The 13,019-nt window shown below is 52.9% G+C and carries 9 protein-coding genes and 1 pseudogene; 2 read left to right on the top strand and 8 right to left on the bottom strand.

The genetic code is table 11. The features are described 5' to 3' along the window. Nucleotides 1–116: 116 nt before the first annotated feature. Nucleotides 117–1,166, top strand: coding sequence for a methylated-DNA--[protein]-cysteine S-methyltransferase (locus QME66_10890; protein MDI6809470.1), 1,050 nt, complete (start codon nucleotides 117–119; stop codon nucleotides 1,164–1,166). 84 nt (nucleotides 1,167–1,250) lie between these two features. After that, nucleotides 1,251–2,252 carry a D-cysteine desulfhydrase family protein gene (locus QME66_10885; protein ID MDI6809469.1) on the top strand — a complete coding sequence of 334 codons (1,002 nt, stop codon included), beginning with the start codon at nucleotides 1,251–1,253 and terminating at the stop codon, nucleotides 2,250–2,252. Between the two features lie 50 nt (nucleotides 2,253–2,302). Here QME66_10885 and QME66_10880 read toward each other — a convergent pair whose 3' ends face one another. From QME66_10880 to QME66_10845, 8 genes and pseudogenes are all read right to left on the bottom strand, one after another. After that, nucleotides 2,303–4,897, bottom strand: a complete 2,595-nt coding sequence (locus QME66_10880) for a DEAD/DEAH box helicase family protein (GenBank protein ID MDI6809468.1) — start codon at nucleotides 4,895–4,897, stop codon at nucleotides 2,303–2,305. A 111-nt stretch (nucleotides 4,898–5,008) separates the two neighbouring features. Then, entirely contained in the window at nucleotides 5,009–5,326 is a 318-nt protein-coding gene (locus tag QME66_10875) for a hypothetical protein (protein MDI6809467.1), read from the bottom strand. Between the two features lie 11 nt (nucleotides 5,327–5,337). Beyond that, on the bottom strand, nucleotides 5,338–6,282 hold the full coding sequence (locus tag QME66_10870) for a nucleotidyl transferase AbiEii/AbiGii toxin family protein (GenBank protein MDI6809466.1): 945 nt from the start codon (nucleotides 6,280–6,282) through the stop codon (nucleotides 5,338–5,340). After that, nucleotides 6,279–6,875, bottom strand: a complete 597-nt coding sequence (locus QME66_10865) for a type IV toxin-antitoxin system AbiEi family antitoxin domain-containing protein (protein ID MDI6809465.1) — start codon at nucleotides 6,873–6,875, stop codon at nucleotides 6,279–6,281. The genes QME66_10870 and QME66_10865 overlap by 4 nt, the downstream gene beginning before the upstream one ends. Nucleotides 6,876–7,106: 231 nt before the next feature. Then, a complete protein-coding gene (locus QME66_10860) occupies nucleotides 7,107–8,006 on the bottom strand; it encodes a PIN domain-containing protein (protein ID MDI6809464.1) in 900 nt (299 codons plus the stop codon). Then, nucleotides 8,006–8,719, bottom strand: a complete 714-nt coding sequence (locus QME66_10855; protein MDI6809463.1) for a restriction endonuclease subunit S — start codon at nucleotides 8,717–8,719, stop codon at nucleotides 8,006–8,008. Before QME66_10855 ends, QME66_10860 begins: the two co-directional genes overlap by 1 nt. Next, nucleotides 8,716–10,593, bottom strand: coding sequence for a DUF262 domain-containing protein (locus tag QME66_10850; GenBank protein ID MDI6809462.1), 1,878 nt, complete (start codon nucleotides 10,591–10,593; stop codon nucleotides 8,716–8,718). Before QME66_10850 ends, QME66_10855 begins: the two co-directional genes overlap by 4 nt. Further along, nucleotides 10,590–12,634 (bottom strand): annotated as a pseudogene (locus QME66_10845) (class I SAM-dependent DNA methyltransferase). The gene QME66_10850 and the pseudogene QME66_10845 overlap by 4 nt, the downstream one beginning before the upstream one ends. Nucleotides 12,635–13,019: the final 385 nt, after the last annotated feature.

The following is a 13,019-nucleotide window of genomic DNA, read 5'->3' as shown; positions in this document are numbered from 1 at the left end:
AGGAGCATCCTGAAGCGTCAGAGGGGCGAGAAGCCCCTATGAAAGTGTCGTGTCCCTGGGCAAAGACATAGACAAGGAATTTCCGGGACACGACACTAGTAGAGGAGGAATGTGTCATGGGACAGTCATTGCCTAATACCGATACGCTGTACAAGGCACTGCTTAACAAGGACAGAAGCTTTGAAGGAATATTCGTCGTTGCGGTGAAGACGACAGGGACATTCTGCCGCCCGACCTGTACGGCCAGGAAACCGAAACTGAGTAACGTTGAGTTTTTCCGGTCAGCGAGAGAGGCTCTTCTTCACGGATACAGGCCGTGCAAACTCTGCAAGCCGCTCGGATATAAGGGAGAAACTCCCGGCTGGCTGAATCCTCTTATGGATGAGATCAATTCCAATCCCGGAATCAGATTAAGAGACAGTGACTTGAGACAGCGGGGAATTGAACCCAATCGCGCCCGGCGATGGTTCAGGCAGCATCATGGGATGACCTTTCAGACATTCTTGAGAACACTGAGGATTGGCAAGGCGTTCGCGCGCATCCGGTATGGAGAGAAGGCCGTCGATGCCGCCTTTGAAGCAGGATATGAATCACTGAGCGGGTTTGCCGAATCATTCAGGAAGGCCACGGGCTTCTCGCCGAATAAGAGTCAGCGTCGCGAGCTTATCCTGGTGACAAGGATCCTCACTCCGTTGGGACCAATGCTTGCCGGTGCGACGGATAAAGGAATCTGTCTCCTTGACTTCATCGACAGAAGAATGCTGGAGACGGAGATGGGAAGGTTGAAAAGACTGCTGGGCAGCGAGCTGGTGCCCGGCTCCAACAAGCATTTCGATCTACTGCATAAAGAGATCGAGGAATACTTCGCGGGAACCAGGAAGAAGTTTTCTGTTCCGCTCCTGTTGTTTGGAACACCGTTTCAGAAAAAGGCATGGGCAGCCCTGCAGACTATCCCGTATGGAACGACCCGGTCCTACCAGGAACAAGCGAAAATGGTCGGCAATCCACATGCAGTCAGAGCTGTCGCGAGGGCCAACGGTGATAACAGAATTGCCATTATCATTCCATGCCATAGAGTCATCGGAAAAGATGGAACGCTGACCGGATACGGCGGCGGACTCTGGCGCAAGAAGTATTTGCTTGAGCACGAGTCCAGGCATAAGTAAAAGACTGACCCCTCACCCTACCCTCTCCCCACAGGGGAGAGGATTGAGGTGAGGGGGAATCCTCTGTACCATGGAGAGTAGAATATGCCGTTCGACATGAGCAATGTGCCAAGAGTTCGAATCAACTTTCTGCCAACCCCTCTGGTCGAGCTGAAAAGACTTCCCGCAGTCCTGCGCGGACCAAGGATATTCATGAAGCGTGATGATATGACTGGTCTGGGATTAGGCGGAAACAAAACAAGAAAGCTGGAGTTCTTGCTTGGGGATGCGCTGAGTCAAAACTGTGATACCGTGATAACAGGCGGCGCCATTCAATCCAATCATTGCCGGCAGACAGCGGCCGCAGCGGCTGCCGTGGGATTGGAGTGTCATCTTGCTCTCGGTGGCCAACAGCCGCCATTTCCAACCGGCAACTTGCTTCTTGACTATCTGTTTGGCGCAATCATCCACTGGTGCGGTGAGCAAAGGAAGGGCGAGCGAATCCCGGAAATTGCCGAAGGGCTCCGGTCTCAGGGCCGTAAACCTTATGTCATCCCCTACGGTGGATCAAATGCTGTCGGCGCGCTGGGATTCGTGGCGGCAATTTCGGAGCTCAAGGAACAAATTCTGACGCTGAACGACAAGATCGACTATCTGGTTTTTCCTTCCAGTTCCGGGGGAACTCATGCAGGCATTGCAGTAGGTATTGACGTCTGTGGTCTTTCAACTGAAGCAATAGGCATTGCAATTGAAAAAGAAGAAACCGGTCAGGCTCCCTATGAATCTCAACTTGCGGCACTTGCGAACCAAATCGCAGAAAGGTTGAGTGTCAAATCGCGATACACTGCCCGCGACTTTCGGATAAGACATGAATATCTTGGGAGAGGATACGGGATTGTCGGCGATTTGGAGCGCAACGCCATTCAGCTTGTCGGGAAATGCGAAGGGATTCTGCTTGACCCGGTTTACTCTGGGAGAGCGATGGGCGGCTTGATTGACATGATTCGAAAAAAGGAATTCACCTCCAGCGACGCGGTGCTATTCTGGCATACTGGCGGCACACCGGCACTTTTCGAGTATGGGAAAGAGCTTGCTACGAAGTGGTAAATGAAGACCTTTCCATGGAAATCTCATTCCGAGAGATGCCAACCACTCGTTTACTTGGGCTCCCCCACCGATTTCCTGAACCGTTCGAAGAGCCAGTCCAGGAAGAATTTCCCGAATTGTTGATCGTCAGTGACCCGCTTATAGAATTTGAAGTTCGTATCGACCATGTCTTGCAGACGGTCGCTGACCACATGGTCGAATGTGAGCCTTGCATTTTCGGGTACATTGGAACGTACGCTTGCAGTCAAGGCTGGGTCTCCACCAAGTTTTTCTTCAAGCTGGCGGATAAAAACCTTGTCTTCGTCAGTGAAGTCGGTTCCAAATCGTTCATTTAGCTCGCGAATTATTTGGGAAAGGGGTTCAAGCTCTTCAGGAGATAGTCCATCCCGGCCTTTCGCATCGGTCGGTTTGAACTCCCCCTGTCCCCGTTCCAAGCCTATCTTCCCCGACCGAGTTTCCTGAATGCGAAAAGACTCCATGTCAATGTACTGCTGGATTTCTCGTGGAAGGTCGTCCGGGCGCACAGGCAAGTACCTACGCAGAAGGCGAGCAAAGACATAGAGCTTTTCCAGGTGTGGATCAGTGAAGGTAAGCACCTGCGAAAGAAAAGCGTAAAGCCGTACATAATCACTAAGCTTCCCGCGAAAGTCAGCTTGCTCTTCTTCCGAGATCGCAGCAAAACGCTCTACGACTGGGTTCAGAATCGCATAGAGCTGGGCCTGGCTCGCCTTCGGGTTGAAGTAGGACTTCGCGAAAGAATTCACGTCTCCCTCCGTGTGCACGTAAAAACCTAAGAGCTGACGCTGGAGGTCATACAGTAAATTCGGGTCTGTTGCTTCTGAAAGAACAGTCTTCTCGTAATAAGGTTGGAAGGATTTCTGAATGTCGTCAGCTTCGTTGACAAAATCTAGAACCATAGTCTCATTCTTGTTTGGACACGTTCGATTCAATCTGGAGAGGGTTTGCACCGCGTGCACTCCGCCGAGCTTCTTGTCAACATACATGGTGTGCAGAAGAGGTTGGTCGAAGCCAGTCTGAAACTTCTCGGCAACAATCAAAAATCTGCACTCCGGCTGCCTGAAGGTCTTAGCCGTTTGCGCTTCCGGGAAGCCGTTCATGTTGGGTTCAGTGTAGTCCACACCACCGTCATGCACAGTGCCTGAGAATGCTATCAATACTCTGTAAGGAAGGCCTTGTTCTCTCAGGCACTTGTCCAGCGCAAGCTTGTAGCGCACGGCTAGCAACCTTGAACGCACAACAATCATCGCCTTTGCCAAACCGCCTACCTTGGGAGCTACCCTTTGGACAAAGTGCCCAACCATGATCTCCACCTTTTTCTCGATCGTAAGCTCGTGAAGATCGACAAACGAACGGAGGAGGTATGCCGCTTTCGCTCGGTCATAGTGCGGGTCGTCCTCAATCTTCTTGAGGAGGTTCCAATAAACTTTGTATGTTATGTAGTTTTCAAGAACATCAAGGATGAAACCTTCCTCTATGGCTTGGCGCATACTGTAGAGACTGAATGGTTCAAACCTCCCATCTGGCTGTCTGCTCCCAAACAACTCAAGCGTTTCTGGCTTCGGAGTGGCGGTGAAAGCAAAGATAGATACGTTGGGAAGCCAACCCCGTTTTTTCATCTCTGCAATGATGCGATCTTCCAGGTCTTCGCCCTCAACCTCGTCTCCTTCTTGTGCCTCCCCAAGATCCTCAGAGGCGAGAACAGTCTTGAGGCTCTTTGCACTCTCACCCGATTGAGAGGAGTGGGCTTCGTCTATGATCACAGCAAATCGTTTCCCAGGAAGTTCATCTATTTGGTCAGCTATCACTGGAAACTTTTGCAGTGTCGAGACAATGATGGTCTTGCCTGCTTCAAGTGCCTCCTTCAATTGACGACTCGTTTTGTCGATATTCTCAATCACGCCATGCGTGCTTTCGAACTGCCGGACCGTCCGCTGAAGCTGCCGGTCCAGCACACGGCGGTCCGTAACAACAACGATTGAATCAAAGACCCGCTTATCGTTTGCATCATGGAGGACTGCAAGCTGGTAGGCCAGCCAGGCTATTGAGTTCGATTTGCCGCTCCCCGCAGAATGCTGAATCAGGTAGCGATGTCCTGGACCGCGCTCCCTCGCATCTTTGACTAATCTCCTCACAGCATCAAGCTGATGGTAGCGCGGGAAAATTAGCTTGAGTTTCCCGGTTTTCCTCCCCTTCTCATCCTCCTCTTCAATCTCCTGAGTGAAGTATTGGATGAGGTTCAACATGCTGTTCCGTGCCCATGTCTTTTCCCAGAGATACGATGTGGCATAGCCATTTACTGTCGGAGAAACAGGCCGGTTTCCTGCGCCACCAAACTTTCCTTGGTTAAAGGGTAGGAAGCTGGTCATTGTGCCTTCGAGCCTGGTAGCCACAAAGACAAGGTCCGGGTCAACGGCAAAGTGGGCCAAGCAACGCCGGAAAGCAAAGAGCGCCTCTCTGGGGTCGCGATCAGACCTATACTGCTTGACTGCACTCTCTACATTTTGCCCGGTCAATGGGTTCTTGAGCTCTGCTGTAAAGAGCGGAAGTCCGTTAAGGAACAAGGCGAGATCCAGACTCTTCTCGCTTCTCTCGCTATAACGCAGTTGGCGCACAACGGTGAAGATATTACCCAGGTAAAGTCTTCTTAACTCTTCGTTGAGGCCACTGGACGGGTGGAAGAAGGCAAGCTGGAATTTGCATCCAGAATCTTTGACTCCATTTCTAAGAACATCGAGTCAGCCTCGCTTTTCCACTTCCCAGGCAACTCGTCTGAGGAAATTCTCCTTGACCTCGGGGCCATAAATTCCTTTGAGACGGGTCCATTCTTTCGGCTGAGTGGCATAAACGAAATCGAGAACATCTCCGGGAATAAGACAAAGCTTGCGGTCGTATTCTTCTGGTGACCGTTTGTGATAGCCGCCAGGCACTGCTTCTCCAAAAGGCAGCGGCTGCTCAAATACCTTGGTCGGATCACCCACACAGGCGTTAGGCCCGTGTGCCAACAAAGCACATTCGATGGTCTCCTCAAAACTGCGTTCAGAAATCTTGACCACGGATGAGGTTCCTACTTCCTTTCTTTTCCGCGCTTCTTCTGAAGCCAGGGTCCGCTCGCAGGCCAGAGAAATTGAAATGTTTCTCTTTCTTCAAGATGCCTCAGAGGAGGCCACAGAAAATCGTGCAAGAAGATGCAAATGCCCACTAAGTCTTGTCCACTGTCTGCGATGCTGCCCCTTCGGAGGAACGCGCTCCATTGAGCAGATTTCTGCCGATCCTCTCCGAATTCTCTAGTCATTGCCGTCGGGACCTCTTTTGGCAATGGTGTTCTCCGACGCTCAAACGTGGCTTCAATTGCACGGCTCAACCGCGGACCATCAAAATCTAGACGCGTGGCAAGCAACCTGAGGTCGTAGAAGTCTTTCATGCGACTGTTAGCCATGCCGAGACTAACCATCGCCTCGAGTTTCTCCGAGACAACGCTTTCTCTTGGATAAGCCCGCAGCTTGGGAGCGGGGCTCTTCAGCAATGTGGGATAAATAATGCGTTCCGGTGAAGGTGTGATGGCATCACCGAATCCAATATCAGCTTGGATCGGAATACGAGCTTCAGCTAGCCTCGCCTCCAGTCGAATGCGAATTCCCCCATACGCCGTCTCGTCGCGGATCGGCTCCGCTTGAACGCTTTCCGGAACGAAGATGACACCATCGTCGTCCACCTTGAGTTCACAAAGCCCTCGAAATACTCTAATGAGGCCCGCCGCATCGTTTTCTCCGAAGACAAGGAAATCGACATCTCGCGTCGGACGATAAGTGTCCCTTCCCCACAATGTGAAGAGCATTGCTCCCTTAAGAATGAATTGATCCCTGTACTGTGATCCACTCAGCCGATACAACAGTCGCTCGAGCGCATACCGGGTCAACAGGAGCTGGTAATCCTCGCCTCGTTCACGTGCGATTCGGAGCAGACGATCACGAACCGAGACGCCAACATTCTTCATTACCTTGTTTTTCATGGGACGAGAGATTCCAGATACGGACGAATAACGTTCTGAACGCGACAAATCTTGGCGTACCGCCATAGGTCGTCCATCGTGCATCGTCGGTCACGCCAACACTCCTTCAAGGCCTCGAGGGCCACATCCACTCCAATCTTGTTCCGGTACTTGAAGCAATCTGCCACGGTCTTGGCAGGACTGAAAATCCGGACTGGCACCGCCTCGACAGCATGGGTCTCTACACCCTCTGTCATGGCAGCGCCAGAAAACCGCACGATGCGAAGCGGAGGACAATCGGGACTTGGCCGCCTGTCCTTTCGTCCGATGGCTACCCACACTTGATGTGGAGTTTGTGTTGTGAGGCCGTGATATTGGAGAGCGGATAGAAGGCACACGACCCCCCTTGGCACTCGTTTGCAGGTCTCTGCGAGGGTATGATTTTCCGTTACCGGGGAATCTGGCAGCCGGTAGAGTCCTCTTGCCACCCTCTCGAGCAGACCCTTGTCACAGAGACGCCGTAGGTATTCCCGTGGAATCCCGTACGGATTCAGGTCCCTTGCGCGGAGGACACCGTGTTTTCTTGCGAGCTCAACTATCTTCTTTTGATTCATGGCTTCCTCGAACTAGACCATGTTACGAAACGCCGGTATTTACAAATATATGCCGACAACTTGTAACAGTCAAGTGGACACCGGGGGAGCGAACGATATAGATATGCAGAGAAAAAGGGCACTCTCTTTTCTGATGTTCGAGACTTCCCGGATGTCGAACTTCCCTGTCACGCTCTAGATCATATCAAGCCTAGCCCGAGACCCAAAGGCCTGTGGTGTGTTGGTCGGACCTCAAGCTCTCTTCTCTGCGACTCTGCTAACAGGAACTTCACAGAACGGTATTCCAGCGAACTCCGCCTTGTTCTGCATGTTAACGTCTGATGTTACGATGAAAAGTCTAGCCCCAGCATTGCTCCTGATTATCTCAAGAGATGTTGCCAAGAAACGATCATCGGCGTTGGTGGCGTCAAGCCATGACAGGGTCTGTGACATGTTAGGCTCAGCAGCAACGGAACGAAGGGTCACCAGATTAGTGACAATTGGAACCCCGTTATGCAGCGAGCCACGCCGTCGATACTCCTTGATCTTCCGGATGAGCTTCAGAGCCTTACTGCGTACTTCTTTATTTCTGTGGTTTACCTTATGGGCATCGAGTTCAGATAGAACTGAAGGTGTCAGGACGATTTCAAAACGACCCACGTCATCGAATCGCCAAAGCTCAATATCAGGATTGCTTAGCAGTGCATTCGTGTCCGGAATTGCCAAAACAACATCCGAAGACGCCGTGAAAAACTCTTCAAGCACCGTCAGGCATTTTCTAATCAATTCTCTGACGCCCTTGATGGCTTCATCTGTCGTCTTAAACCATGTGTATCCGTCTTGCTCTACAGCGCTTCTTAATTCCTTCAAGGCATTTCCCAACTCCTGTCGTGAAGCGCTGGGCAGGTCAATTGTCAGGACACACACCAGTTCAGTGAATCTATTGATTTCACGAAGCAATCGAACCTGCTTCCGTTTACCTTCCGCTGGTAGCGAATTCCAAGACTGATCTCCTCTGACGGAAATTATAAGTCCCGGACTACCCGGAGGGTTCACCGGGTCCATGCTAGAATAGTCTTTGAGCAATCCAACACTGTCACCGCATACGGCTTCTGCACGTTCCCGAAGCATGTCAAGAAATGTGTCGCCCATCACTGTCCGTCTCCCCGAACGTCGATCTTACCCGTTACTGCGGCGGAGATGAGGGCGGTGCGGTACTCCTTGAGCCGCTCGGTGCCTTCACGGATCTTCGCCATCAGCGTATCAATCTTCGCCGTCTCGCGGTCGAGAAAATTGGCGATCACGAGCTGTTCTTCTTTTGGTGGTAGGCACAGGCTCAATCGTCCCAAAGTGCTTGGGCTGATTGCAGGATATCCAACACCCTCAGAATGAGCGACGGTCGACTGAATGAAGTGTTCGGACTGGACTAACTTCCACAGAAACCTTGGCTCGATCCCCTTAGCAGGACGCAGCACCGCAAATCCCGTTGATACAACTCGGTCGCCTTCGCTCGCTTCAACCAAGGCAACGGCTTTCAAGTATGTGCGTACGGTCGAAAGTATAGTGTCGCCAGGCGCTACAAGTCTCCGAGCGCGGCTTGGTGCATTCTCGAAGGCCATCTCCGTGACATCTCCAAGCTGACCCACCGAGTTTACACTGCCGATGTCAATATATTCGAACTGATAGTTGGGATCAGTAGTCTCCGGCAAGACTTCAGGATTCATCCTGACAGAAAATTTCAGCGGTTTGACTTCCCAATGCGCCGGAATCTCCCCCAACCAGTCCACACCTGAGGGTTTGTATTTGGGATACGGGTTGACAAGACGCACCCGCATGGTCTGGTTCCGTTGCAGATGCTCGCTCATGACGGGGTCCCCTGCTCAGAGGCCCCCTCTTCGGCTTCCCACTCGACGGGCTCTTCCACGTACTCCTCTATCGTTGCGCCCGCCTTGAAAAGCTCGGGTCTTCGGAGAATAGATTTCTCCATGGCTGCCTCGATTCGCGATAGAAGTGCTTCAGCCCTTTTGGCGAAAAAGCCCCAGAAGTCATCGTTGCGGAGAAGATGGGGCTCGATCTGGTGAGATTGAAGAATGCGGTCCATGCGGTCGCCAGAAATGCCAGCGTCCTTCTCGAGAGTCTCTAGATACCTGGAGGGCGCACGCCCACCGATCTTCCGGTTGGTGCGAACAGCGATCGCGGTCTTATTGATAATGCTGTTGTGGCAGGCCGCCTCAATCGGCGCCTTGTCGCACCATTTCTTCGGAAAGATGTGATGGATATCGATCTTGTCATCGAAGAACGTCTGGTCCTCTATCGGCTCGCCAGTGCGAAAGTCGCAGCAACCGCCACGCATCAAGAGGGCGTATATCCCCTTGTAGGCCGCGCTGTTCCGCGTGCGAAGGGTAAGCAGCCTTCCAGCTTGGAAGTCCGCTTCCGTGACCGTCACCGGCCCTCCCTTCCTTTCAACATATTCAACGACCTCGGGCAAGTCCCGGGCAAATCTTGTTTCGGTCGCGCCTCCGTACAATTCGCCTAGTACTCCGCACCAGTACCACTGGGCGGTCTTTTGTCGGGCCCCGTCAGTTTCGGACTCAGGACCGAGATCTACCTCGATGGCCGCCAGAGGAACCAGTTGAGTCCGGTAGGGAAGATCCGTTGCTCTAAAGATCTTCTGATGGTGCAGGAACCTCGCTGCCTTGCGGAAACCCTCTTCGACCGGGCCAGCCCACTCTTCGTAATCCTTAACCGTAAGGCGCAGAATGTCCCGGCGCTTGCAACTGATGCCGGGAGCTCTCTCGGGTGGAGTCCCGGCGGCGATCGCATCTCGCCGGCGCTTCTGTGTCACGAGAAGGCAGATGGCCTGAAGGAAGTCATCGCTCTGGAGAGTGTGGAGAACGGGATGATGTGTCTTGAGCTTCCGCTCGCGATGATTCCAATCATCACGCAGCTGGAAGTTCTCGGCAGCGAAGGACGCCGTGAGCAATTCAAATACCGTCAGGGAAACGCCGCCTGTGTTGACCTTTTCAAATACCAGACACACGGCCTCCTTGGGCGTCTCCTTGGTGAGCTTGATCACTGGAACCAGGTATCGTTCGAATGTCTTGATGACTTCTCGCTCGAAGTCATCGAAGAGCCGCTGCATTTTCCTGTCGTAGTCCCAGTATTGGCTGTACCCCGCTCGCCATTCTGCGGAGTCGAAAATCTCCATTGCAGGAAAGTATTTATTCTTGTATTCGAGTTCACGGCTGCTCAAGTCGAGGGCGATTTCCCCACCGAAGGTCTTGACCTGTCGATCTTCCGGCACGCTGATCACGGCTTCCTCGAGGTCTGCTTCCGGTCCCACCGCGGCCTCCATGCTGATGTAGTACCATCTCTTGATGGGTTTTCCTTTTGCATCCCTTGAATCCGCAGGCTTCTCGCCGAGCAGCGCCTGATATAGAGACGTGAGGCGCTGCTGTCCATCCAAGATCCATGTTTCCGGTGGGACGTTCAAAAGGGAGTCACGCGTGCCCTCGACCGGACGAGGCTTGAACCGAATGCCCTCACCTCTGGTCTCCAAGAACATCAGAGCCCCGATCGGAAACCACGCCCCAACGCTCGCCAGGAGGCTCTTGATCCGATCGTCATCCCAAACCCATCCTCGCTGGAAGTCTGGAAGCTGCAACTTTCCGTCGTAGATCTCTTTCAACAGCTCCTGCAGAGGGCGCTTGGTGCTGTCGAAGCTTTCCCTTACTGTCATCTCGTCACCTCCCGTAACATTTCCATGATTTCCTTCTCGACCTCCCGGATATCAGCCTCTATCTCTTCAAGCGACCGGGGCGGTTGATATTTGTAGAAGTATCTGTTGAAGTTGATCTCGTAGCCAACCTTGCCTACCTCGCCGTCCTTTTGGTCGCGGATTGCAGTGTTGATCCAGGCATCGGGAACGTGCGGTTTGACCTCCCGTTCGAAGAACTCCTGGATGTTTTCCGAAAGCGGTACGCTCTCTGTGTCGCGGACCTCAGGGTCTGGTTCGGGATGCCCATCCGTGTCGCAGCAAATCCCTGCTGTCTCGTCTCGCTCCGAAAGGGCGGAGAGGATCGCTTTCTGAAGCGGCGCCGTCAGTTTCATATCCGCTCGCTTTTCGGCAATGTGCAGAAGCTTCAGGAACTCGTCTCGGTCTCTCAGAATCGTTTCCGGGAGGGTCCGGAGCATTGCACGGATTGTTTCTTGTTGTTTCCGGCCCTCCATTTCCTCCCTTGCCCTGGTCTTGGCGTCTTTCTTCTTGCTTATGGCCAAATTCTCGAATGCTCGTTCTTCGTCAAGGCGAGCGATTCGTTCCGGATTCGCCTCAAGGTTGAGACGGAATGGTCTCTCCACTGTAATCTTGCGATAGCCGAATTGAGCCGTGGGATAAATCTTGGTGTGCTCGCCGTCCCTAAAAGCACGAAAGAGGCCCACAATCTCAGTTAGCTTCTCAGCAGGGACTTCGCGACGTTTGTCCCCAAGACTCTTCCGCATCGGGGACCAGAACGAGGTCACATTGATGAGTTGCACCTTGTTACGTCGCTCACTCGCCTTGCGGTTCGTCAACACCCACACGTAAGTCGCAATTCCGGTATTGTAGAAAAGCTGCTCCGGCAGAGCAACGAGCGCCTCCAGCCAGTCATTTTCCAGAATCCAACGCCTGATTTCGCTTTCACCGCTGCCCGCATCGCCTGTGAAGAGGGGTGAGCCGTTCATGATGATTGCTACTCGCGACCCGCCCTCCTCTTTTGGCTTCATGTGAGCGAGCATATGCTGAAGGAAGAGGAGCTGACCGTCACTGATCCTCGGGAGCCCCGCGCCGAAACGCCCAGCAGAGCCGCGTTCGTGCTCCGTTTGGACGTCCTCCTCATCCCGTTTCCAGTCCTTACCGTAGGGAGGATTGGAAATGAGGTAGTCAAAATGGCGACGTGCATGGTGGTCATCAGACAGAGTACTTCCGAAAGCGATGTTGTCTGCATCCCGGCCAGTCGGGTCCTTCATGAATAGGTCTGACTTGCAGACTGCGAAAGTCTCCGGATTCACTTCCTGTCCAAAAACATGCACATCTGCCGCTGGATTGATCCCGGGACGGCCGTCTCCAATAATCTGAGCCTTCGCGATAGTGAGCATTCCGCCAGTTCCACAGCACGGATCGTACAAAGTGACGATCACACCTTCCCTTCGAATCCGGTTCTCGTCTCCTGCAAGGAGTAGTTCGACCATCAGGCGAACCACATCGCGCGGAGTGAAGTGTTCGCCGGGGTTCTCATTGAGGGCTTCGTTAAACTTCCGGATGAGCTCCTCGAAGATTGTCCCCATGGTGGCGTTATCCACCCTGTCGGGGTGGAGGTTCACGTTTTGAACCGTTCCAGCACTTTGAAGAGAAGACCTGCCTCGTTAAGCTTCGTGATTGTGTTGTCAAAATCGAACTTCTCCAGCACTTCCCGCATATTGGGGCTGAAGCCGTTGATGTAGTTCCGGAGGTTAGCGGCCACGTTTGGGGCGTCTGCGAGCAGCCTCTCAAAGTCATAACGCGAGGTGTTATAGAAAGCGTATCCTGATGCCTTGCGGAGTTGCGGGTCGAGGTTTTCGAGCTTCCCCTTGAGTTTGGAGTTCGCCGCCAGAACCTTCTCCTTCGTGGGCATCAGGACACAGTCGATCCTCCGCAGCACCGTGAGTGGCAGAATCACATCTTGATACTTGCCCCGTTTGAAAGAGTCGCGCATCAAATCCGCCACACTCCAGAGAAAGCTGACTATTTCACTGTGGTTCATACGTCCCAATCCTGCGTCGCGATTTCGCACTCTTTGTTGAAGCTAAGTATTTCACGCCGGCATTATACGAAGCTTAAGACTCTAATACAATGGCAGAGCCCTGCAGAACCTCATGTGTGCGCTTCACGACAACAGTGTAACCCGCAAATTCAGCACAAGAAACAGAATGCCCGGTTCCAGGCCGGGTATCCCCGCTTCCCCCTCACCCTACCCTTTCCGCATCGGGGAGAGGATTAAAAAGAACACACGATCTTGGACCGCGTAGCGTCCTTTTTCCTCTCACGCTACCCTCTCCCCATCGGGGAGAGGAATAAAAGAATGCCCGGGTTCAAGGCCGGGCATCTGAGTTCTTGAAGATTCCTCACCCTACCCTCTCCCCAAGAGG

This window comes from Candidatus Eisenbacteria bacterium, assembly GCA_030017955.1.
Lineage (GTDB): Bacteria > Eisenbacteria > RBG-16-71-46 > JASEGR01 > JASEGR01 > JASEGR01.
The sequence above is the reverse complement of the archived record's forward strand: the minus strand, read 5'-3'. Positions and strand labels throughout refer to the sequence as shown.